23 protein-coding genes are annotated in these 22,078 nt (G+C 62.6%); 4 read left to right on the top strand and 19 right to left on the bottom strand.

Annotated features, from left to right (window positions below):
- Nucleotides 1-22: 22 nt before the first annotated feature.
- From QZ638_RS10005 to ubiE, 7 genes are all read right to left on the bottom strand, one after another.
- Nucleotides 23-940, bottom strand: a complete 918-nt coding sequence (locus tag QZ638_RS10005) for a pirin family protein (RefSeq protein ID WP_295809559.1) — start codon at nt 938-940, stop codon at nt 23-25.
- A gap of 107 nt (nt 941-1,047) precedes the next feature.
- Nucleotides 1,048-1,572, bottom strand: a complete 525-nt coding sequence (locus QZ638_RS10000) for a GNAT family N-acetyltransferase (protein ID WP_295809557.1) — start codon at nt 1,570-1,572, stop codon at nt 1,048-1,050.
- Nucleotides 1,569-2,813: a bifunctional phosphopantothenoylcysteine decarboxylase/phosphopantothenate--cysteine ligase CoaBC gene (coaBC, locus tag QZ638_RS09995; protein ID WP_295809554.1), complete on the bottom strand. Its 1,245-nt coding sequence runs from the start codon at nt 2,811-2,813 to the stop codon at nt 1,569-1,571. Before coaBC ends, QZ638_RS10000 begins: the two co-directional genes overlap by 4 nt.
- A 14-nt stretch (nt 2,814-2,827) precedes the next feature.
- Nucleotides 2,828-3,253 carry a type II toxin-antitoxin system VapC family toxin gene (locus tag QZ638_RS09990; RefSeq protein WP_295809552.1) on the bottom strand — a complete coding sequence of 142 codons (426 nt, stop codon included), beginning with the start codon at nt 3,251-3,253 and terminating at the stop codon, nt 2,828-2,830.
- The gene (locus QZ638_RS09985; protein WP_295809550.1) at nt 3,237-3,494 is read right to left on the bottom strand and encodes a plasmid stabilization protein; all 258 of its coding nucleotides are present in this window, start codon (nt 3,492-3,494) and stop codon (nt 3,237-3,239) included. Before QZ638_RS09985 ends, QZ638_RS09990 begins: the two co-directional genes overlap by 17 nt.
- 372 nt (nt 3,495-3,866) lie before the next feature.
- Complete coding sequence (ubiB, locus tag QZ638_RS09980; RefSeq protein WP_295809548.1) at nt 3,867-5,444, bottom strand: 2-polyprenylphenol 6-hydroxylase; 1,578 nt, start codon at nt 5,442-5,444, stop codon at nt 3,867-3,869.
- A gap of 10 nt (nt 5,445-5,454) precedes the next feature.
- On the bottom strand, nt 5,455-6,231 hold the full coding sequence (ubiE, locus tag QZ638_RS09975) for a bifunctional demethylmenaquinone methyltransferase/2-methoxy-6-polyprenyl-1,4-benzoquinol methylase UbiE (RefSeq protein ID WP_295809578.1): 777 nt from the start codon (nt 6,229-6,231) through the stop codon (nt 5,455-5,457).
- 108 nt (nt 6,232-6,339) lie between these two features.
- Here ubiE and QZ638_RS09970 point away from each other — a divergent pair, with 108 nt between their 5' ends.
- The 3 genes from QZ638_RS09970 (at nt 6,340) to QZ638_RS09960 (ending at nt 8,693) form a co-directional block, all read left to right on the top strand.
- Nucleotides 6,340-7,320, top strand: coding sequence for an adenosine deaminase (locus QZ638_RS09970; protein WP_295809547.1), 981 nt, complete (start codon nt 6,340-6,342; stop codon nt 7,318-7,320).
- Between the two features lie 70 nt (nt 7,321-7,390).
- Complete coding sequence (gene upp / locus QZ638_RS09965; protein WP_295809544.1) at nt 7,391-8,020, top strand: uracil phosphoribosyltransferase; 630 nt, start codon at nt 7,391-7,393, stop codon at nt 8,018-8,020.
- Nucleotides 8,021-8,117: 97 nt separating this feature from the next.
- Nucleotides 8,118-8,693, top strand: coding sequence for a TIGR02281 family clan AA aspartic protease (locus QZ638_RS09960; RefSeq protein ID WP_295809542.1), 576 nt, complete (start codon nt 8,118-8,120; stop codon nt 8,691-8,693).
- A 24-nt stretch (nt 8,694-8,717) separates the two neighbouring features.
- On the opposite strand, the gene deoA is transcribed toward QZ638_RS09960, so the two are convergent.
- The 6 genes from deoA to QZ638_RS09930 are packed head-to-tail and all read right to left on the bottom strand — an operon-like array spanning nt 8,718 to nt 14,885.
- The gene (gene deoA, locus QZ638_RS09955; protein WP_295809575.1) at nt 8,718-10,037 is read right to left on the bottom strand and encodes a thymidine phosphorylase; all 1,320 of its coding nucleotides are present in this window, start codon (nt 10,035-10,037) and stop codon (nt 8,718-8,720) included.
- An 8-nt stretch (nt 10,038-10,045) separates the two neighbouring features.
- On the bottom strand, nt 10,046-10,852 hold the full coding sequence (locus tag QZ638_RS09950) for a purine-nucleoside phosphorylase (protein WP_295809540.1): 807 nt from the start codon (nt 10,850-10,852) through the stop codon (nt 10,046-10,048).
- Nucleotides 10,849-11,244, bottom strand: coding sequence for a cytidine deaminase (locus tag QZ638_RS09945; RefSeq protein WP_295809539.1), 396 nt, complete (start codon nt 11,242-11,244; stop codon nt 10,849-10,851). The genes QZ638_RS09950 and QZ638_RS09945 overlap by 4 nt, the downstream gene beginning before the upstream one ends.
- On the bottom strand, nt 11,244-12,215 hold the full coding sequence (locus QZ638_RS09940) for an ABC transporter permease (protein WP_295809537.1): 972 nt from the start codon (nt 12,213-12,215) through the stop codon (nt 11,244-11,246). The genes QZ638_RS09945 and QZ638_RS09940 overlap by 1 nt, the downstream gene beginning before the upstream one ends.
- Nucleotide 12,216: 1 nt before the next feature.
- Nucleotides 12,217-13,356: an ABC transporter permease gene (locus tag QZ638_RS09935; RefSeq protein ID WP_295809534.1), complete on the bottom strand. Its 1,140-nt coding sequence runs from the start codon at nt 13,354-13,356 to the stop codon at nt 12,217-12,219.
- Nucleotides 13,353-14,885 (bottom strand): ABC transporter ATP-binding protein, encoded by a 1,533-nt coding sequence (locus tag QZ638_RS09930; RefSeq protein WP_295809532.1) that lies wholly within the window; start codon nt 14,883-14,885, stop codon nt 13,353-13,355. Before QZ638_RS09930 ends, QZ638_RS09935 begins: the two co-directional genes overlap by 4 nt.
- A gap of 182 nt (nt 14,886-15,067) precedes the next feature.
- Here QZ638_RS09930 and QZ638_RS09925 point away from each other — a divergent pair, with 182 nt between their 5' ends.
- Nucleotides 15,068-15,271 carry a SlyX family protein gene (locus QZ638_RS09925; RefSeq protein WP_295809529.1) on the top strand — a complete coding sequence of 68 codons (204 nt, stop codon included), beginning with the start codon at nt 15,068-15,070 and terminating at the stop codon, nt 15,269-15,271.
- A 126-nt stretch (nt 15,272-15,397) separates the two neighbouring features.
- On the opposite strand, the gene QZ638_RS09920 is transcribed toward QZ638_RS09925, so the two are convergent.
- From QZ638_RS09920 to aroA, 6 genes are all read right to left on the bottom strand, one after another.
- A complete protein-coding gene (locus QZ638_RS09920) occupies nt 15,398-16,582 on the bottom strand; it encodes a cellulase family glycosylhydrolase (protein WP_295809526.1) in 1,185 nt (394 codons plus the stop codon).
- Between the two features lie 309 nt (nt 16,583-16,891).
- Entirely contained in the window at nt 16,892-18,598 is a 1,707-nt protein-coding gene (gene rpsA / locus QZ638_RS09915; protein WP_295809524.1) for a 30S ribosomal protein S1, read from the bottom strand.
- A gap of 147 nt (nt 18,599-18,745) precedes the next feature.
- Nucleotides 18,746-19,420: a (d)CMP kinase gene (cmk, locus tag QZ638_RS09910; protein WP_295809523.1), complete on the bottom strand. Its 675-nt coding sequence runs from the start codon at nt 19,418-19,420 to the stop codon at nt 18,746-18,748.
- Nucleotides 19,421-19,425: 5 nt separating this feature from the next.
- Nucleotides 19,426-20,055: a LysE family transporter gene (locus tag QZ638_RS09905; protein ID WP_295809520.1), complete on the bottom strand. Its 630-nt coding sequence runs from the start codon at nt 20,053-20,055 to the stop codon at nt 19,426-19,428.
- 100 nt (nt 20,056-20,155) lie between these two features.
- Complete coding sequence (locus QZ638_RS09900; RefSeq protein ID WP_295809517.1) at nt 20,156-20,860, bottom strand: SDR family oxidoreductase; 705 nt, start codon at nt 20,858-20,860, stop codon at nt 20,156-20,158.
- Between the two features lie 28 nt (nt 20,861-20,888).
- The coding region (aroA, locus tag QZ638_RS09895; RefSeq protein WP_295809514.1) for a 3-phosphoshikimate 1-carboxyvinyltransferase at nt 20,889-22,078 on the bottom strand (1,190 nt) is incomplete at its 5' end.

The raw sequence follows: 22,078 nt of genomic DNA, 5'->3' as shown, positions 1-22,078 counted from the left end.
CCGCTCCCAAGCCAGTCAAACGTCAGGACTTGGCGTTTTCGCGGATGAAGGTGCCGGCATTCAATTCGTTGAAGGCCTGCATCAGTTCCTGGCGCGTGTTCATGACGATCGGACCGTGCCAGGCCACCGGTTCCTGAATCGGTTTGCCCGAAACGAGAAGGAAGCGAATGCCGCGCTCGCCGGCCTGCACCACCACTTCGTCACCCGTGTCGAATACGACCAATGTGCGGTCGCCGCTCATGTCGCGCAGATGCACTTCCTCGCCTTCGACTTCTTTCTCGACAAGCACGCCGAACGGCCGCGATGCGTCGCGGAAGGTGCCGGAACCCTCGAAGATATAGGCGAAGGCGCTGCGATAGGTATCCACGGGCAGCACCTTGCGCCGGCCGGGCGGCACCCAAACGTCAAGATATTGCGGGTCGGCGGCGATGCCGTCGACGGGACCGCGCTTGCCCCAGAACTCGCCCACCACGACGCGCACCCGAGTGCCGTCATCGTCGATCACTTCGGGGACATCACCAGCTTTCACATCCTGGTAGCGCGGCGTGGTCATCTTTTCGCTGGACGGAAGATTGGCCCAAAGCTGGAACCCGTGCATGCGGCCGCGCTTGTCGCCGTGCGGCATCTCCTGGTGAAGAATGCCGCTGCCCGCCGTCATCCACTGCACGTCGCCGGCGCCGAGCGAGCCCGCATTGCCAAGGCTATCGGCATGGTCGACACTTCCAGCCAGCACATAGGTGATGGTCTCGATGCCGCGATGCGGATGCCAGGGGAAGCCGGCCTGATAGTCTTCCGGCCGCTCGTTGCGGAAGTCGTCGAGGAGCAAAAAGGGATCGGCCAAATTCGGATCCCCGAAGCCGAAAGCGCGGTCCAGGCGAACGCCCGCGCCTTCCATGGTGGGTTGAGCCTGCGAGATATGCCTTACGGGACGAATGGACATGATTGTCTCTCCATCTGTTGCTTGCGGCAAAGATAGGCTGTGTCAGCCGACGTGACATCGGCATTCATGAAGACGCGCCGTTCACTTATTTGAAACAATCGTCGGAATTAGTCGCGCCAGAACACAATGGTCGGACGCTCCTTGTATTCCGTACGCACCCGTTCCCTGAAGCCGAGGCGCTCCGCCAGCTTGCGCGAAGGCGCATTCTCCCGGTCGACAATGCAGGTGACGGCCTTGTCGCCATGCGCTGTGGCGCACCATGAAAGCGCGGCGTCCATCGCTTCCTTGGCGTAACCCTTGCCGTGCGCTTCGGTCACGAAGACCCAACCGGCCTCCAGCGTGCCTTCGAGCGAGGGGGCGATGGCGCGGCGGCATTCCTGGACGCCCGCATCCCCTATAAAGGCGCCGGTGGACTTTTCCTCGACAGCGAAATAACCGAAACCCATCAGCGCCCACATGCCGCGATGCATTGCAAGGCGCCTCCATGCCTCTTCGCGGGAGAGGGGCTTGCCCGAGGTGAAACGCGTCGCTTCGGGCAATGACCATAGGCGCGCGAAGGCGTCGAAGTGTCCGATGGAATGCGCGCGCATAACGAGGCGTTCGGTTTCCAGGACGGGGGGTGCCGTTGTCATTGCTTCGGACCAAGCCGATCTGCGATCAGTTGCGCCAGGCGCTCTGCAACCTCGTCCTTATTCATCTCGGGCCATTCGTCGTGCCCCTCGCTGCTGACGATCACCACGCTGTTGCGGTCTCCGCCCATCACACCGCCAGCACCGACACCACTGTCGTGCGAGACGTCATTGGCGACGATAATGTCCGCGCCCTTCTTGTTGAGCTTGGCGCGTGCGTTCTTGTACAGATCCTGCGTTTCGGCGGCGAAGCCGATGACGAGAGCGGGGCGCTTCTCGTGATGACCTATGCCGGCGAGGATGTCCGGGTTCTCGGTGAGCTCGAGCGTGGGCGCGTCCTCGCCCGGCTTCTTTTTTATCTTCTCCGCCGTCTCGGTGGCCGGTCGCCAGTCGGCAACGGCGGCGACGAAGACGCCGGCATCCACCGGCAGCGTCGCTTCTACGGCTTCGCGCATTTGCCGCGCCGTCTCCACATGAGTGGTCGTGACGCCATACGGATCGGGGATGGACACCGGGCCTGAAACGAGATGAACCGACGCGCCGAGCCGGGCGAGTGATGCTGCGATGGCGTGGCCCTGCTTGCCAGACGAACGGTTGGCGATGTAGCGGACGGGGTCGATGACCTCATGGGTCGGGCCGGAGGTGACGATTATCTTGCGGCCTGCGAGCGGCTTCTCGCGGGCGTCGAGCAACGTTTCGATCGCCGTGACGATCTCCAGCGGCTCTGCCATACGACCTTCACCGGCTTCGCCGCTTTCAGCCATCTCGCCGCTGTTGGGACCGACAATGTGCACACCGTCCGCGGTGAGCGTGGCGAGGTTGCGCCGTGTTGCCTTGTGCTCCCACATGCGCGGATTCATGGCGGGCGCCATCAGCACGGGCTTGTCGGTGGCGAGCAAAACGGTCGACGCGAGATCGTTGGCCAGGCCCGTGGCGAGCTTTGCCATCAGGTCTGCCGTTGCCGGCGCGACGACGAGGAGGTCGGCTTCACGCGACAGGCGGATGTGGCCGATGTCATGTTCGTCCTGGCGGTCGAAAAGTTCCGTGAACACGTGGTCCGCCGACAGGGCTCCGACCGAAAGCGGCGTGACGAATTCCTGCGCGGCCCCAGTCATGACGCAGCGTATCCGCGCGCCACGCTCACGCAGGCGGCGGATCAAGTCGAGGCACTTGTAGGCGGCAATTCCACCGCCGATCAGAAGCAGGATGCGCGTTTCGGCAAGTGTCTGCTGCGGTGCTGTCATGGATAAAGGCTCTCTCAGGACGGCTTGATGGCTGGCTCTATATCGGTATGAACGAAATCCGCGCCCTTGAAAAGAAGCGGCAGGTTAGCGCTTCTGGCCAAAGCGTAAGCGAAGCAGTCGCCGATGTTGAGCGCCGCCTTGTGGCCGGCGGCCTGGCCATAAATGGCGTAAGCCTTACGTGCGATTGTCAATTGCCGGTCATCGAAGTCAACCGTTTCCATATCGAGCGCCGTCAGCAATGCGTTCAAACGCGACGTTCCGTCGATCAGAGAAATGTGCTTGGCCACATAATGCGCCTCGAATGTCGTGGTGGTGCTGATGAGGATCCGTTCCGCGCCCAGGAATGCTCGCCGAAACACATCCGCGTCCGGGTCGCCGTTCAGAACCGTGATCAGCGCCGAGGTGTCCACGACGAACTTTTGTTCACAATGTACGGCCATGCCAGATCTCATCGGTGATGGCCTTCAGGTCGAACTCGCCGATTGGCCTTATCGAGATTGCCTCGAGAGCTTCGGCACGCCGGGCATTGCCTTTTCGGTGTGCGATCTCCTCGGGTGTTTGCACGCTTTTTGCGAGGATACGCCTGACCTCTTCTTCCATCGAGATGTCATTTTCGGCAGCACGTTTCCTGAGGGCACGTCGAACCTTCTCGTCCACATTCCGTATCGTCAGCGTGGCCATTGGCTGCTCCACTACTAAAGACTAGCCGGCAAACTTGAAAGCAATGACTGCATTGCCATCGATCGCTTCCGGCCCATGTGACAGCACTGCTGGGAGAGCCCGATGCAGTCCGGCAGTGCAGGACGGTTTGCCGTAAGATCGTAACGGTCATAGCGCACCGATTGCACCACTGTCAGTGCCTGCGGAATGTTATTCACATGTCGTAGAATATAAAATAACCAAATAAATCTGCATGTTAATGCTCGCCTGCTAGCATTGCTGTCATTGCAGTCTGTGCTGATTTGCGACGATAGGCGAATTAGCCGTTGATTGGCATGCGATGCCGTTTTTCGCTGGCGCTGACAGCCGTCACCGCTGTCATCGCCGGCTGGATCAGGATATCTGCCAGGCGATAACCACCAGGATCGCGGCGATGACCCACAGGGCAAGGCGGCCGCTGCGAGAATAACGCGCCTCTGCCTTGCCGATGGCATCGGCCGTCTCGCGATCGAAGCGCAGCCCATTCTGCGCCATCGTGTCGATCTCACGGGAGAGCCGCTCCGCGCGGACGGCGAGGTCCGGCGCCTGGCGCGCAAGCGACACCAGTGCGCCGAGACCCTCCCGCGCATCGTTGAGCACGCCGCGCGGACCAAGGTTCGCCGCAATCCAGTCGGAGACCACAGGTTCGGCCGTCTTCCACATGTTGAAATGCGGATCCAGCGTACGCGCCACACCTTCCACCACCACCATGGTCTTCTGCAGCAGAAGCAGCTCCGGCCGCGTCTGCATGTCGAAGAGTTCGGTCACCTCGAAGAGAAGCGTGAGAAGCCGCGCCATGGAGATGGTTTCCGCCGACTGGCCGTGGATCGGTTCGCCGATGGCGCGTAGCGCCTGGGCGAAGGCGGCGACATCGTGATGCGCGGGCACATAGCCCGCCTCGAAATGCACCTCCGCCACCCGGCGGAAGTCCCGGGTAATGAAACCGTACAGAATTTCGGCAAGGAAATGCCGTTCCTTGCGACCGATTCGCCCGGTTATACCGAAGTCCACCGCAACGATCGTACCGTCACCCTCCACGAACAGGTTTCCCGGGTGCATGTCGGCGTGAAAGAAACCGTCGCGCAGCGTATGGCGCAGGAATGATTGGATCAGCGTGCGGGCCAACGCTTCCAGATCGTGACCTGCATCGCGCAACGCCTCGATGTTCGACATCTTGGTGCCGTCCACCCATTCGAGCGTCATCACGTCACGACCGGTGCGCTGCCAGTCAACGGCGGGCACCCGGAAACCCGGATCGCCTCTGGTGTTTTCGTGCAATTCGGAGATCGCGGCCGCCTCGAGCCGCAAATCCATTTCGATCTTGGTAACCTGGGCGAGCGTTTCCGCGACCTTGACCGGTTTAAGCCGGCGCGTGGAGGGGAGCAGGCGCTCCTGCAGATGCGCCGCCAGAAAATAACTCTCCAGATCATTCTGGAACCGGCGGCGCACGCCAGGGCGTATAACCTTGACCGCAACACGTTTCAGTTCGGCGTTATCGTCGGAGACGCGCGCCTCATGAACCTGCGCAATGGAGGCCGCAGCGACCGGACCGTCGAACGCAACGAAAAGTTTTTCTACCGGTTGACCGAGCGAACTTTCAATGGCGGCGCGCGCCTGTGCGTCGGGAAATGTGTCCATCCGATCTTGCAGGCTGGCAAGATCGTGGGCCATCTCGTGTCCTACGACATCCGGACGGGTCGCCAGAAACTGTCCGAGCTTTACATAAGAAGGGCCGAGCCGGTTGACCGCCTGGGCGAGGCGCTCCGGGCGGTCGCGTCGTGCCGACCGCCGACGCGACATCAGTTTCGCGACGCGCCAGCCAAAGCGCGGCATGCCTTCCAACTGGTCGCCAGGCATGGCGGCCACCACGCCTTCGCGAACGAGAATCCAGCCCGCGCGTGCAAGCCGAAGATATGCGCCGACCGTGCTCATGAATATGCCGTCAAATCTTCCAGCCGGAGTGCAGGGCAGCGATCCCACCCGAATAATTGCGCCATGTGACGCGCGAGAAACCGGCATCGCCGATCATGGCGGCGAAGTTTTGCTGGTTCGGAAATTTACGTATCGACTCGATCAGATAGCGGTAAGGTTCGCCATCGCCCGTGACCGCCTGGCCGATGCGCGGAATGGCGTGAAACGACCAGTTTTCGTAGACCTTGTCGAGGAGCGGCATCTCGACTTCGGAGAATTCGAGACACAGAAACCGCCCGCCGGGCTTCAGGACGCGGTGGGCTTCGCTCAGTGCACGGTCGATATGCGGCACGTTGCGAATGCCGAACGCGATCGTGTATGCGTCGAAGCTGTTATCCTCGAAAGGCAGGTCCTCGGCGTTTGCCTCGACGAAAGTCAGATTGCCGGCAATGCCCTTCTTTTCGGCGCGCTCGCGCCCCACTTCGAGCATCGACCCGTTGATATCGAGCACCGTAACATCGGCGACCCTGCGCGAAGCCTCGACGACGCGGAAGGCGATGTCGCCGGTGCCGCCGGCAACGTCCAGTGCGCGGTATCCCGGCCGCTTGGAGGGGGCGAGCCAGGCAATCATGGCGTCTTTCCAGGCGCGGTGCAGCCCAGCGGACATCAGGTCGTTCATCACGTCGTAACGTTTCGCGACGCGGTGGAATACCGTATTGACCAGACCCTGCTTTTCGTTCTCGTCCACCTGACGAAAACCGTAGGCCCTCTCCATGCCGCCTTCGGCCGTGGTGCGCTGATCGGACATTGTCACCCTTTCGAAATCGCCGGGACCATAGCTCATTGCCGCCAGTGGCGCTATTGTCAAAAGCGCGATGAACAGCCGCGCCGGCGGACTGGTTAAAATGGAGCCCACATGGTCGTCAAAGCCGAGCTTCACTGCCACATCGAGGGGGCCGCGTCGCCTGAGCTCGTGCTTTCCCAGGCACGCAAATACGGTGTCGATACGTCCGATTTCCTGCGCGACGGGGCCTATTACTGGTACGATTTCACAAGTTTTCTTTTGGCCTACGACGCCGCGGCAAGCCTGTTTCGAACCGAGGACGATTATACGCTTCTGGCTGAAAACTACCTGACTGGCCTGGCCCGCGAAGGCGCGCTCTATTCGGAGATATTCATTTCGCCGGATCATGCGGAGCGGGCCGGGCTTTCCCGAATGGCGTACACGAACGCGCTGGGAGAGGGTATCGCCCGTGCACATAGCGCGACAGGCATAGAAGGGCGAATGATCGTCACCGGCATTCGCCATTTCGGCGCCGCGGCGGTGGAGGATGCGGCGCGTTTTGCGGTCGCCTACGAACATCCGCTGGTCACCGGTTTCGGAATGGCGGGCGAAGAGCGTTTCGGCAATCTACGCGACTATGCCCGCGCCTTCGACATCGCCCGCGAAGCAGGCCTCGGCATCACCGTGCATGCCGGCGAACTGGCCGGATGGGAGAGCGTCGAGGCCGCGTTGAACCATATTCGTCCCGCGCGCATCGGCCATGGCGTGCGTGCAATCGAGAACCCCGACCTGATCCGTCGGCTGGCCGAGGAGGGCGTGGTGCTGGAGGTTTGCCCGGTTTCGAACGTGGTGCTCAACGTGTTTCCGGACTTCGCCGGACACCCCTTGCAGGCGCTTCTGGAAGCGGGGTGCCGCGTGACGCTCAATGCGGACGATCCGCCGCATTTTCACACATCGCTGGCACGCGAATACGCGGTGGCGAAGGAGCATTTCGGCCTCGACGACACCGCGCTGCGGGCAATCACGAGGACGGCCATCGAAGCTGCATTCGTCGACGAGGCGACCCGTTCGACCCTCCTTCGGGCCGTCGAGCATAAAATTGTGGCTCAGTGAGCCTTACGGTATCCCGCACGGCATCCTGCCGTTAATATCCATGCCGAAACAGCCATCCGGGGAACACAAGATGCAGGGCGTGACCGTCGTCGATCATCCGCTTGTCCAGCACAAGCTCACCATCATGCGCGACAAGGAAACGTCCACAGCGGGCTTTCGGCGGCTTCTGCGCGAGATCTCGCTGTTGCTTTGCTACGAGGTGACGCGCGACCTGGAGCTTACGACAAAACGCATCGAAACGCCGCTCCAGACCATCGACTCCCCCACACTCGAGGGCAAAAAGCTGGTCTTCGCCTCCGTGCTGCGTGCCGGCAACGGACTGCTCGACGGCATGCTGGACCTGGTTCCAGCAGCGCGTGTGGCGCATGTGGGCATGTATCGCGACCACGATACGCTCGAGGCGGTGGAGTATTTCTTCAAGGCGCCGAGCGACCTGGGCGACCGTCTGGTGATCGTGGTCGACCCGATGTTGGCAACGGCCAATTCCGCCATCGCCGCCGTTGACAAGCTAAAGGAGCGCGGCGCGACCAATCTGCGTTTCCTATGCCTGCTGGCTGCGCCCGAGGGTGTTGAAAACTTCCGCAAATCGCATCCCGACGTGCCGGTTTATACTGCGTCCATCGACGAATGTCTGAACGAAAAGGGTTATATCCTGCCCGGGCTAGGCGATGCAGGCGATCGTATGTACGGCACGAAATAACCGGAGCTTAACCAAGCGAAACGGTCTCGAGGCGCCGTTAAAACATTGATTGCCGAGAAAGCGTAGGCTTCTTCCAACTGTATTCTGGAAGGCGCTTATGTTTCGCAAGATCATCATGCTTGGCGTGGTTGTCGGGGGGGCGGGAGCCGTTCCGGCCCTTTACCAGAGCGATCCGGACTTTTATCGGGGGCTGTTGCACAGCGCCTTGGAGGAACCTCTCACCGAAGAGGCAAAACGGGTCTCGGTGGCGCGCCCCTCAAGGGTTGCGATGCCCACTGACGGGAAGACCTCCGTTCTGTTGGGCAAGAAGGTCAGCATTTCCGCGGATGAGACAGGCCACTATGTGGGCCGTTTCAAACTTAACGGACGGAACATGAAGGCCATGATCGATACGGGAGCGACCTATGTGGCGATCAATGCGGATACGGCCCGGCGGATCGGTTTGAAATTGTCGCAGGGCGATTTCAAATACGAAGTCAACACAGCCAATGGCAATGTGCGTGCCGCCGCCGCTACCATCGAGAGCCTGCAGATCGGTCGCATCTACCTGGAGAATGTCGACGCCGTGGTGCTCGACGACCGGGCACTCGACAATGTGCTGATCGGGATGAGCTTCCTCAACCGTCTCGCACGCTATCAGGTGGAGAATCGCGCCCTGATTCTCGAACAGTAGCCATAACGGTAGCAATTACGACAATCAGGCTTCCGCTGTAACGCGACGCAGGATCGTTTTCTTTGCGCGCGGCTTCGCGTCCACGACATCATAGGCAGCGCGCACAGTCAGGATCGCGCGTTCGGCGGCGTCTTTCGACGACGCGTGCACCATGCAGATCGGCTCGCCGCGTTTCGTTTCAGCGCCGACTGGCAGAAGATCCGTCAGCCCGACGGAATGATCGATCGCATCTTCGGGCGTGCGCCGTCCGCCGCCCAACTCGATAACGCCAACGCCCACAGCGCGTGAATCGATCGCGCCGACAAATCCGTCTTCTTCGGCAAGCACCGGCACAACCACCTTCGCCCTCGGCAGATGCGTTTCCAGATTTTCGATAAAATCGGCGGGCCCGCCAAGTGCCGACCCCATTTTGCCGAAGGTTTCGGCGGCATGTCCGCTTTCGAGCGCTTCGTGCGCCCAGTCGAAGGCGTCGCGCGTGGTCGCGGCGACGCCCGAAGCCAGAAGCATTTCACCGGCGAGCGCCAACGTCACGTCCTCAAGCCGGCGGTCACGCTTCCTGCCGGTTAGAAAATCGACCGCGTTCGCGACTTCGACCGCATTGCCGGCGGCGGACGCAAGCGGCTGGTTCATATCGGTCACCAGTGCCGTGGCCGGCAGCCCGGCCTCGCCCGCCACGCGCACCAGATTGTCGGCCAGCTTGCGCGCCGCCCGAGCGTCGTCCATGAAGGCGCCATTGCCGGATTTTACGTCGAGCACCAGCGAGGACAGACCGGCGGCGAGCTTCTTCGACAGGATCGACGCGGTGATGAGCGGAATCGATTCCACCGTGCCGGTCACATCGCGCACAGCGTAGAAGCGCTTATCGGCGGGCGCGAGGTCGGCGGTTTGGCCGATGATGGCGCAGCCCACCTCACGCACGGTTTCGGCGAACAGTTTTTCGTCCGGCTGGCTTGTGTAGCCTGGAATGGAATCCATCTTGTCGAGCGTGCCGCCGGTATGCCCGAGACCCCTGCCCGAAATCATCGGGACGAAGGCGCCGCAGGCGGCGACAATGGGAGCGAGCATGAGCGAAACATTGTCCCCCACGCCACCGGTGGAGTGCTTGTCGGTGACCGGGCCAGGCAGGTTCGACCAGTCGAGCACGGTGCCCGAATCGCGCATGGCGAGCGTCAGCGCCGCGCCCTCCTCCGCAGTCATGCCGTTCAGGAAGATCGCCATGGCAAGTGCCGCGATCTGGCCCTCGCTCCATGTGCCGTGCGTGAGCCCGTTGGCGAAATCGGCAATTTCCTCGACGGTCAGTGCCCGGCGATCACGCTTCCTGCGGATGATCTCTTGCGGCAGCATCATGCGCCTCAACCGGCCGGCAATCCGTCGGCACAAAGCTGGCCGAGAACCCTCGCAAGGCGTTGGCCACCTATGGGCGCCATGTCCTTGGTCTCCTGATGCGAGAGTTCACCGGCGCTCATGCCGGCGCCCAGATTGGTAATGACGGAACACGCCGCAACCCGGAGGCCGAAATAGCGGGCGAAGATTACTTCGGGCACGGTCGACATGCCGACCGCATCCGCGCCTAGCGTACGCGCCATGCGAATTTCCGCCGGGGTTTCGAAAGTGGGGCCCGAGAACCACATATAGACACCCTTATGCAATGTTGTGCCGCTTTTTTGAGCGGCGTTCTCCAGCCCCGCGCGCAGGCCTGCATCATAGGCCTCGCTCATGCCGACAAAGCGGCGGTCGCTGCCCTCCCCGATAAGCGGATTTGTGCCGGAGAAATTGATGTGGTCCTCGATGAGCATGACCGAACCGGGTGGCATGTCCTCGCGCAGGGAGCCCGCCGCATTGGTGAGGATCAACTGGGTTATGCCGATTCCCCATAAGGTTTCGATCGCGGGGCGCATGGCCGCCGGATCGCCATGCTCGTAGTAATGGGCCCGGCCGGCCAGCATGAGCACCGGGGTGCCGGAAAGCTTGCCGGCGACGATTTCGCCCGCATGACCGGTCACAGCGCTTTGCGGAAAGCCAGGTAACGCCGAATAGGGGATACGCACGGGATCCTCGACATCCCTTACCAGTCCTCCGAGACCCGAACCCAGCACCAATGCGAGCTGCGGGGCAAGGCCGTTGAGTCTCTCGGCAAGAAGATCGACCGCTTCCTTCATTTGCCCTCCTCGAAGCTGAAACCGCTTGGAAACACCGCTGAAAAGGGCACCGTTTCCAGAACGCCGCCGGTGTCGCACAAATGCAAACGGGCATCGTCTGTGACGAATTCCGCCAACCGTTGCCGGCAGCCGCCGCAGGGCATGATCTTCGACATTCTCTCCGCCACCACCGCAATTTCCGTCACGCGGCCGCCGCCGGCCATGACGAGATGGCCGAGCGCGGTGGTTTCGGCGCACCAGCCTTCCGGATAGGAGGCGTTCTCGATGTTGCAGCCTGCGTGGATCGCACCGGCCTCGGTCTTCACCGCGGCGCCGACGGGAAAACGCGAATAAGGGGCGTAGGCATTTTTCATCGCTGCGCTGGCGGCGGCAAACAGGTCTTCGGCACTCATCACCGCTCCTTCACGTAAGGCACGCCACCGGCGCGCGGTGGCACTGCCTTGCCGATGAAGCCGGCCAGAAGCACCACGGTGAGAATATAGGGCAGGGCCTGCATGAACTGCACCGGCACCTGGCCGATGAGCGGCAGCGGTGTGCCCTGGATGCGGATGGCGAAAGCATCGAGGAAGCCGAACAGAAGGCAGGCGAACATGACCGGGACGGGCCGCCATTTGGCGAAGATGAGCGCTGCCAGCGCGATGAAGCCGCGCCCCGCCGTCATGTCCTTCACGAAGCCGGCGTTTTGCGCCAGCGACAGATAGGTGCCGGCCATGCCGGTGAGGACGCCGGTGCAGATGACGGCGCGGTACCGCAGCCAGGAGACGGAAATGCCCGCCGTATCGACCGCGGCCGGGTTCTCGCCCACGGCGCGCAGCCGAAGGCCGAAGCGCGTGCGGAACAGCACCCACCAGGTGAAGGGCACCAGGAGGAAAGCCGCATAGGTCAACAGCGAGTGCCCGGAAATCAGCTCGGAATAAACCTCGCCGAGGATCGGCACATCGCGAACGGCTTCGGCGAAGGGTAGGTCGATCGAGCTGAAACGCGCTTCACCCGGCAGGGAGGGTGTGCGACCGCCCTGCCGGAACCAGGCCTGGCCGAGAATGATCGTGGAGCCGGCGGCGATGAAATTGATGGCCACGCCGGAGACGATCTGGTTGCCGCGATGGGTGATGGAGGCGAAGCCATGCACCAGCGCCAGAAAGATGGAGATAAGCATCGCCGCGCCGAGCCCGGCCCAGGCGGACCCGGTGACCGCCGCCGCCGCGCCGGCCGCGAACGCGCCGGCCAGCATTTTGCCTTCAAGGCCGATGTCGAAAACACCCGAGCGCTCCGAATAAAGGCCGGCGAGCGCGGCCAGGAGCAACGGGATGGAAAGCCGCACGGTGGAATCGAGGACGAGGATCAGGGAATGAAAGAAATCCATCTCAGCCACCCTCCCCCTGCTGCGCCTCAACGCCTGCCGAGCGCGGACTGAGGCTGGCGAAAAGCGCCTGTATCGAGGGGCGGAACATATGCTCCAGCGCACCGGCGAACAGGATAACGAGGCCCTGGATGATGACGATCATATCGCGCGAGATGTTGGGCATCTCGAAGGCAAGCTCGGCACCGCCCTGATAGAGCATGCCGAACAGGATCGCCGCCGGCACGATGCCGGCCGGATGCGACCGGCCCATCAGCGCCACGGCGATGCCGACGAAACCGGCACCCGTCACGAAATCGATCTGCAGGCGATTCTGGTCGCCCATGACCGGGTTGAGCGCCATCATGCCGGCGAGCGCGCCGGAAACCAGCATGGCGACGATGATGATCTTCGTTTCGCTGACGCCGGCATAGCGCGCCGCCTTGGGGCTGAAGCCGCGCATGCGGATCTCGTAGCCGAGCCGCGTACGCCAGATGAGAACCCAGACGAGAAAGGCGGCTAAAAGCGCCAGCAGGAAGGACAGGTTGAAGGGCGCGGAGCGGATGGAAAAGCCCATTGCCTCCAGCACCCAGTTGAGCTTGGGCAATTGGCCGCCCTCGAGGAAGTTGCGCGTTTGCGGAGCCTGCGCGCCGGCCGGCTTCAACACATTCACCAGGAGATAGACCATCAGGCTTGCGGCAATGAAGTTGAACATGATGGTGGTGATGACGATGTGCGAGCCGCGCTTGGCCTGAAAGTAGGCCGGGATGAAGGCCCAGGCCGCGCCGAACAGGGCGGCGCCGACGATGGCCAGCGGAAACACAAGCCACCAGGGCAGAATGCTGTCGAAGGCGAGACAGACGAGCCCAACGCCGAGCCCACCGACATAGGCCTGCCCCTCGCCGCCGATGTTGAACAGGCTGCAATGGAAGGCGACGGCCACGGCGAGGCCGGTGAAGATGAAGCTCGTCGCGTAATAGAGCGTGTAGGCGATGTTCTGGCCGCGCCCAAGCGCGCCGTCCACCAGAATCACGGCGGCGCGGAACGGGTTTTCGCCAACCAGCATTACCACCAGACCGGCCACCAGAAAGGCGACCGCGAGATTGACCAGCGGGATGAGACCGTAATCGGCCCAGGCGGGCAGTTTCGCATAGGGCGTGCTCATTCCGCCGCCTCCTTCTCCTCGACGCCGGCCATGAGCAGGCCAAGTTCGCTTTCGCTGGCATCCGGTCCGCGCTCGCCGACCAAGCGGCCGGCGAACATGACCAGGATGCGGTCGGAGAGCGAGCGGATCTCATCGAGCTCCACCGAGACCAGAAGCACGGCCTTGCCCTGGTCGCGCATGTCGATCAGCCGTTTGTGGATGAACTCGATGGCGCCGACATCCACGCCGCGCGTCGGCTGGCCGACGATCAGCACCTTGGGGTCCTGCTCCATTTCGCGCGCCAGCACGATCTTCTGCTGGTTGCCGCCAGAGAAATTGGCCGTCCTCAGCCGGGAGTCCGGCGGGCGGATGTCGTATTTCTCGATCTTCTCGCGCGCATCGGCGCGGATCGCCTCGATGTTGAGGAACGGGCCGTTCAGATATTTGGCCTGCCGGTGGTAGCCGAGCATGGCGTTTTCGTTCTCTTCGAAGGGAAGAACGAGGCCGACATGGTGCCGGTCTTCCGGCACATGGGCCATGCCACGCTCGCGCAGATCGGCAGGGTCCGCGGCGCCCGTAAGGTCCACCGGCTCGCCGTCCAGCGTCACCGTACCCGAAACAGCCTTGCGCACGCCGGTTATGGCATCGAGAAGCTGCGACTGGCCGTTGCCGGCAACACCGGCGATGCCGACGATCTCGCCCGCGCGCACCTCAAAGGACATGTTGTCCACCATGGTGACGCCGCGTGAATCCTTGACCGTGAGCCCCTCCACCGCGAGCAGCACGTCGCCGGGTGTCGCCTCCCCCTTTTCCACCTGCAGGAGCACGCGCCGGCCGACCATGAGCTCGGCCAGTTCCTCGACGCTGGTTTCGGCCGTCTCGCGGGTGGCCACCATCGCGCCCTGGCGCATGACCGAGACATTGTCGGTGATGGCCATGATCTCGCGCAGCTTGTGGGTGATGAGGATGATCGTTTTTCCCTCGTCCTTGAGCTGTTCGAGGATACGGAACAGGTGGTCCGCCTCGGCCGGTGTCAGAACGCCGGTCGGCTCGTCGAGGATGAGGATGTCGGCGCCGCGATAGAGCGCCTTGAGGATTTCCACCCGCTGCTGCAGGCCAACGGGCAGGTCTTCGATGACGGCGTCGGGATCCACTTCCAGGCCGTAATCGCGTTCCAGCCGCTCAAGCTCCGAGCGTGCCTTGGCGATGGACGTCTTGAGCAGCGCTTCGCCCTCGGCGCCGAGGATTACGTTTTCCAGCACGGTGAAATTCTGCACCAGCATGAAGTGCTGGTGCACCATGCCGATGCCAAGCGCGATGGCGTCGCTCGGCGTATCGATGGTGACGGTCTTGCCCGCCACGTCGATGCGCCCGCGGTCGGCCTGATAGAAGCCATAGAGGATCGACATGAGTGTCGATTTCCCGGCCCCGTTTTCACCGATAATGCCGTGGATCGTCCCGGCCTCGATCTTCAAGTCGATGTTGCGGTTTGCATGAACCGCGCCAAAGCTCTTGCTGATGCCTTTGAGCTCGATTGCCGTTTCAGCCATCGGCGGCCCGCTTCCCCGTTTTTATCGTTTGGTCAAACGCAGTATCACGGCGCCCCGCCGCCTGCCAACCACGCGCCGGGCGAGCATGGGGAAAAGCGCCTTCGGGCACTCTCGACAAATCAGGGCTCGCTTGTCAATTTCCGCAGGCGAGAATGCATCGAAACCGCAGAAAGAAGCGCGCCATGAGCGAAGACCGCATCACGAAGCTGGAAATCCTGGCCGCCGAGCAGGAAAAGACCATCGAGGAGCTTTCCGCCGAGCTGACGCGCCAGTGGCGTGAGACGGAAGCGCTGAAGAAGAAGCTCGAACGGCTTTCGGAGCGGTTTCTGGAGCTGGAAGAGCAGACGGCAGGCGATGTGCCGGTGACGAAGCCGCCGCATTGGTGAGGCGTGGGGGGGGGCTGAATACAATCTGCTTCGCGGGCCATCGTGCCCGCTTTCGATCTCATCGCGCCCACTCAAACCTTATAGCAGCGAACGTCTGCTGTGAGCCCAGTGCAGAAGTTCACTTCATTACCGCATGCGATCCCGCAACAGGTTCATAAGCTCTCCGTCGCGTGGAAGGTTTGCGCCCTTTCCTTCTTCGGTCAGCCAGTAGAACTGGCCCGGTGCCACGCTGGTGGAAAGTTCGTAATCCATGCCCTCCCATTCATCCTCGCGGAAAGAGTAAAAGGCCCAATGACCTCCGCGTTCCTCGATCGCGTCCATCACATCGGTGAGGTACTTGCCACAATCGGCCCAATGCCGCATGCAGCCGAACTCGGCGGCGACAACACGTGTAGGCGGTAGCCCTTGTTTCTCTGCCCAGTTGAAGGCAGCGCCGATATGGGAGGCAACAGTCTGCCGGTTCCAGCTCTCCTCGCCACCGGCATATTCTGTAACTACCCCCGGATAGCGGAGAGGCACATCGCGTTTCATGTTTGGTGCGCTGGTAGCGGCATAAGGTTCGTACATGTGGAAGGCATAGAGCACCCGGTCGTCCGACAGCGCCCGTGGCCACGCCGCCAGCGAACGCGGATTGGCGAACCAGCCGCCATCCACCATGACTGGCGTCAGCAAATCTACTTCGCGAATTCGGGCAATGACCTTGTCATAGAAGGCTGTCAGGTCGCGAGTGCCCCCGGCCTGTGCATTCTGCCAATCGTGCAACGTCTGGTCGGAACCGTTCTCCACACCGCCTGCCATCTTTTCCGGGGCGGGTTCGTTCAGGATATTGTAGGCCGCGACTGCCGGGTGATCTTTCAACGCTGTTGCGAGATCGGCCCAGAACTGCGCCGCCTGGTCCTGATAGGTCGAGTCCTTCCACAGCCGGTCGTCGAACTCGCCGCCATTCTGCTGCGACCAGCGACTACCCGGCAGGGTGAGCGGGGCAATGACCACCTTCAGGCCGACCGCATGGGCGGCGTCAAGTTCGGCGTGTAGCACTGCGAGATCTTCGGGGATGAGGCCGTCATAGTCGTCCGCATCCCCGATCAGGAAATCGCGTTCCTGGCCTTCCCACTTGCTGAAGGTCAGCCGCACCCAGGCTGCGCCGGTATCCGCCAATGCCCGAAAGTATGCTTCATCTTTGGGCGCTGCATTGAAGACATTGCCGCCCTTTGCAGGGCTGTCCCAGAAGGACATCAGGTCGGCGGCGGTAGCGGGGTGCACGAACGCGGTAAAGACGGCGGCAGAGCGGAGAAATGTCTTGAAGGACACGAAGGCCTCATCGATGATGATTTGTCGGGGCAGTATCATCGTGCACCGAGAATGGCAATCTGGTCGCAACGGCCAGCGATCTGGCAAGCGGTGGTCCGCTTCGTCCGCATAGCTGCCAGATGTTTGCTATCATCCGGTTGACCGGTTTTCATCCCTAATCAGACATATTGTCTGACACAGCAAACGGTAGCCGCTAGAATCGTCAACGGTGAAACCGCCTGCTGATCTAAGGCCGCGCCCCCCATCAAAAAAACCCCACCGGATCGCTCCGGCGGGGTTTTTCATTTTCGTCCGATAAAGCCTTGAGGCTTATTCGTCGTCGCCGCCCTTGTTCTTGAGGGCTGCGCCGAGGATGTCGCCGAGGGAGGCGCCGGAGTCGGTGGAACCGAACTGTGCGACGGCTTCCTTCTCTTCGGCGATCTCCAGAGCCTTGATCGAGACGCTGATGCGGCGGGTCTTCTTGTCGAAGACGGTGACGCGGGCGTCCACCTTCTGGCCGACGGAGAAGCGCTCGGGGCGCTGCTCGGCACGGTCACGCGACAGGTCGGAGCGCTTGATGAAGCTTTCGACATCGTGATCGACCAGGCGAACCTCGAGGCCGCCGTCTTTCACGCCGGTCACTTCACAGGTCACCACAGCGCCCTTGCGCAGCTCGCCGGAAGCGGCGGCTTCGCCAATGGCGTCATGACCAAGCTGCTTGATGCCGAGCGAGATGCGCTCTTTCTCGACGTCCACGTCGAGAACCTGCGCCTTCACCATGTCGCCACGGTTGTACTCCTCGATCACCTGCTCGCCCGGACGGTTCCAGTCGAGATCGGACAGGTGAACCATGCCGTCCACATCGCCATCGAGACCGATGAACAGGCCGAACTCGGTCTTGTTCTTGACCTCGCCCTCGACAACGGAGCCGACGGTGTGGTTGCGGGCGAATGCCTCCCACGGGTTCTCCAGCGTCTGCTTGAGGCCCAGCGAGATGCGGCGCTTGACCGGATCCACTTCCAGCACCACCACTTCGACTTCCTGCGTGGTGGAGAGGATCTTGCCCGGATGAACGTTCTTCTTCGTCCAGGACATTTCCGAAACGTGGATCAGGCCTTCGATGCCCGGCTCCAGCTCCACAAACGCACCGTAGTCGGTGATGTTGGTGACGCGGCCCAGAACCTTCTTGCCAAGCGGGTACTTGCCGCCGATGCCGTCCCACGGATCGGCCTCGAGCTGCTTCATGCCCAGCGAGATGCGGTGGGTTTCCTGGTTGATGCGGATGATCTGCACCTTGACCGTCTGACCGATGTTGAGGATCTCGGTCGGATGGTTGACGCGGCGCCATGCCATGTCGGTGACGTGCAGCAGGCCGTCGATGCCGCCCAGGTCCACGAACGCACCGTAATCGGTGATGTTCTTGACCACGCCTTCGACCACCTGACCCTCTTCGAGGTTCTGGACGATCTCGGAGCGCTGCTCGGCGCGGCTCTCTTCGAGAACCGTGCGGCGGGACACGACGATGTTGCCGCGGCGCTTGTCCATCTTGAGGATTTCAAAGGGCTGCGGGGTGTGCATGAGCGGGGTGACGTCGCGGATCGGACGGATGTCGACCTGCGAACGCGGCAGGAAGGCCACGGCGCCGTCCAGATCGACGGTGAAGCCGCCTTTGACCTGGTTGAAGATGAAGCCCTCGACGCGCTCGCCGGCGTTGAACTTCGCTTCCAGCTTGACCCAGCTTTCCTCGCGGCGTGCCTTTTCGCGGCTCAGCATGGCTTCGCCAAGCGCGTTTTCGATGCGCTCGACATAGACTTCGACTTCGTCGCCGACCTTGAGGTCCGATTCCTTGCCCTTCGCGCCGAATTCCTTCAGGGGCACGCGGCCCTCGACCTTGAGGCCGACATCGACGATCGCCATGTCTTTTTCGATGGCGGTCACGAGACCCTTTACGACGGCGCCTTCGGCGGCGTCGCGTTCGGTGAAGGATTCTTCGAGAAGGCTCGCGAAATCATCGCGAGACGGATTGAGTTCTGACATTGATGCTCCTGAAAAGCCCCTTCAGTTTCAGTCGGGGCAAAGCGCCGGTGGTTCGTGTTGCATTTGTCGGCCACGCATCCGAGCGGATCGCTCTGGTGCCGCCAGAGGCGGCGGATCCGGCGCAAAGAACGCGCGGCAAACGGTTTTTCAGTCTCCGTTCCCGGCCGCCATTCTGGCATCCACCAGTTTGCAGGCAGCCTGAAACGCCGTCTCTATATCCATTTCGCTCGTATCGAGCAAGTGCGCATCGTCTGCCGGCCTTAACGGACTGTCTGCCCGACCCATGTCGCGGGCGTCGCGTCGCTCGATATCGGCAAGGATTTCGGCGTAGTCGGCGCTGCCGCCGCCGGCCTCGATCTCGCGCCAGCGGCGGGTGGCGCGTACCTCGGGGCTGGCGATGACGTAGAGCTTCACATCGGCGTGAGGGCACACGACCGTGCCGATGTCGCGCCCGTCGAGCACGGCGCCGGGTGGCGTTGCCGCGAAGGCGCGCTGCTTGTCGACGAGGGCGGGGCGCACCGCCGGCATGACCGCCACCTTGGAAGCCGCTTCGCCGACGCCATGCTCGGAAAGCACCGTCCGGTCGAGTGCACCGAGATCGAGTGCGCGGGCGGCGCGTTCGGCGATAACTTCGTCGTCCAGCGGTTGGCCGGTATCGACGAGCGCCTTGGCGACGCCGCGATAGGTGAGGCCGGTGTCGAGATGGCGCAGCCCGTATTGCGCGGCAAGCCGGCGTGCGAGCGTGCCCTTGCCGGAGGCGGCCGGTCCGTCGATGGCGATCAGCAAATCGTGCTCCCGTTGTGTGGTTCCGTCTGCCGGCATCGGCGTCAGCGCGACATCACGAGCCTGAGCCCGAAGGCGATCAGTGCCAGCCCTACCACGCCGTCGAACACCGGTCGAATGCGGATAAAGCCGCGCCGCACCATGGGCAAGCGGAAAAAGATCGACACCGCGCCCCACCACAGCGTGGAAACCAACACCGCGGTCGCCACGGCACCGGCGAAAAGACCGGCCGTACTCCCGGGCGGAATCATCACGCCGAACAGGCTTGCATAATAGGCGATCACCTTGGGATTGGAGATGTTGGTGACGAACCCGGCGCGCAGGGCGGCCATCGGCGTCACCTGCGGGACGGCGTCCTCTTTCAGGTTCATGCGCCCGCGCGAGCGCCACACCGAACGCAGCATCCTGAAGCCGAACCATGCCAAATAAGCACCGCCGGCGATACGGATCGCCATCGGCAGCCACGGAACGGCGTTGATGAGTGTACCCAGCCCCGCCGCCGCGAAGCTCGACCAGACGAACGTCGCCGCAACAACGCCGAGGACGGCCGAAGGTCCGCAGCGCGGATCGTCCGCATTCGCGTGCCCAGCCACCACGAACAGCGTCGGGCCGGGGCTGGAGATGGCGAAGAAATGGATAAGCGCGATGCCAAGGAGGATATGCAGGTAATCCATGATCCGTTCCCCTCGTTCTTTTTTGTGGGTAGCGGATCATATTCTGCGGCGTGCAACCGCGCGACGCTCGCCGTGCGGTTGCTGACAAACCCTGACGCGCCTAAACGGAACGGGTGATGCCGCCGTCGATGCGGATGTTCTGGCCGGTGACGTAGCCCGACTTCTCGTCCGCCAGGAAGGCGATGAGCTCGGCGACCTCGCCTACCGTGCCGTACCGGCCCATGGGAATGCGCACGCGGCGGTCTTCCTTCTCTGGCAGCGAGTCGATGAAGCCCGGCAAAACGTTGTTCATACGCAGATTGTCGGTCGCGTATTTGTCGCAGAAGAGCTTGGTGAAGGCGGCAAGCCCGGCGCGGAATACGCCGGAAGTGGGAAATGTCGCTTCCGGCTCGAACGTGGCGTAGGTGGAGATGTTGACGATCGAGCCCGACTTCTGCGCCTGCATGATCGGCGTGACGAGCCGCGTCGCGCGCACCACGTTGAGCAGATAGAAATCCATGCCCGTGTGCCAGTCCTCGTCGGAGATGTCGAGCACGTCGCCCTTCGGCCCGTGCCCGGCGCCGTTCACCAGCGCATCGATGCGGCCGAAGCGCTCCATCGTAGCCTCCGTGAAGCGCTTGAGGTCGTCGGTCGACAGGTTGGAACCGGTGAAGCCGAGCCCGCCGAGCTCCTTGCCCAGCGCCTCGCCTTTGCCGGAAGACGACATCACGGCAAGCTGGTAGCCGTTTTCGGCCAGTTTGCGTGCGGCTGCGGCGCCCATGCCGCTGCCGCCGCCGACGATCATGGCAACCCTGTTCGTGCTCATCGTGTTTTCCTCCGTGCGGATCCGATTGTCAGTCCAGTTGTGCGCCGAGTCGCGTCATGAGCGCGGTAAAATCGGGGAAGCTGGTGGCGATCATGGCCCGGTCGTCGATGGTGACGGGCTTTTCCGTGGCCAGCCCCATGACGAGGAAGCTCATGGCGATGCGGTGGTCGAGATGGGTTGCGACCTTGCCACCGCCGAGCCCTCTGCCGTCGGGGCGGCCGGAGACCCTGAGCGTGGATTCGCCTTCCTCGCAGGCGACGCCATTGGCCTTGAGCCCGTCGGCAACGGCCGAAAGCCGGTCGGATTCCTTCACCCGGAGTTCTTCCAGCCCCTGCATCAGCGTGTCGCCGTCGGCAAAGCTCGCGGCCACGGCGAGCACGGGATATTCGTCGATCATTGACGGGGCGCGGTCGGCGGGTACGGTGACGCCTTTCAATTCCGAGCCACGCACGCGCAGGTCCGCAACATCTTCACCACCCTCGTTGCGGCGGTCGAGAATTTCGATGTCGGCACCCATCTCGATGAGGGTGGTGAGGAGCCCGGTCCGGGTCGGGTTCATGAGCATGTTCTCGATGACGACCTCCGAGCCCGGCACGATCAGCGCTGCAACCAGCGGGAAAGCGGCTGAGGAGGGGTCGCCCGGCACGGCGATGGTCTGGCCGGTCAGTTTGGGCTGGCCTTCGATTTGGATGTGGCGCACGCCGTCCGCATCCGACTTCACATCGAGCGATGCACCGAAGCCGGTGAGCATTTTTTCGGTGTGGTCGCGGGTGGCGACGGGCTCGATCACCGTGGTCACACCCGGCGTGTTGAGCGCGGCGAGAAGCACCGCCGATTTCACCTGCGCGGAGGGCATCGGCACCCGGTAGGAGATCGGCGCCGCATGTTTGGGACCGCGCAGCGTGATCGGCAAACGGTCGCCGGGCTCGGCGGAAACCACCTGTAAGCCCATTTCCTTCAACGGATCGAGCACACGGCCCATCGGACGCTTGGAGAGCGAGGCGTCGCCGATGAAATGCGTCGTCATGTCGTAGGAGCCGACGAGGCCCATGGTCAGGCGTACGCCGGTGCCGGCATTGCCGAAATCGAGCGGGGCTTCGGGCTCCAGAAGACAGCCATTGCCAGTGCCATTGACGATCCAAGTATCGCCGTCCTTGCGCACAAGAGCCCCCATCGCCTGCATGGCCCGGCCGGTCGCAAGGATGTCCTCGCCCTCCA

This window comes from uncultured Nitratireductor sp., from assembly GCF_913053745.1.
In the GTDB taxonomy this organism is placed as follows: Bacteria; Pseudomonadota; Alphaproteobacteria; order Rhizobiales; family Rhizobiaceae; genus Nitratireductor.
The sequence above is the reverse complement of the archived record's forward strand: the minus strand, read 5'-3'. Positions and strand labels throughout refer to the sequence as shown.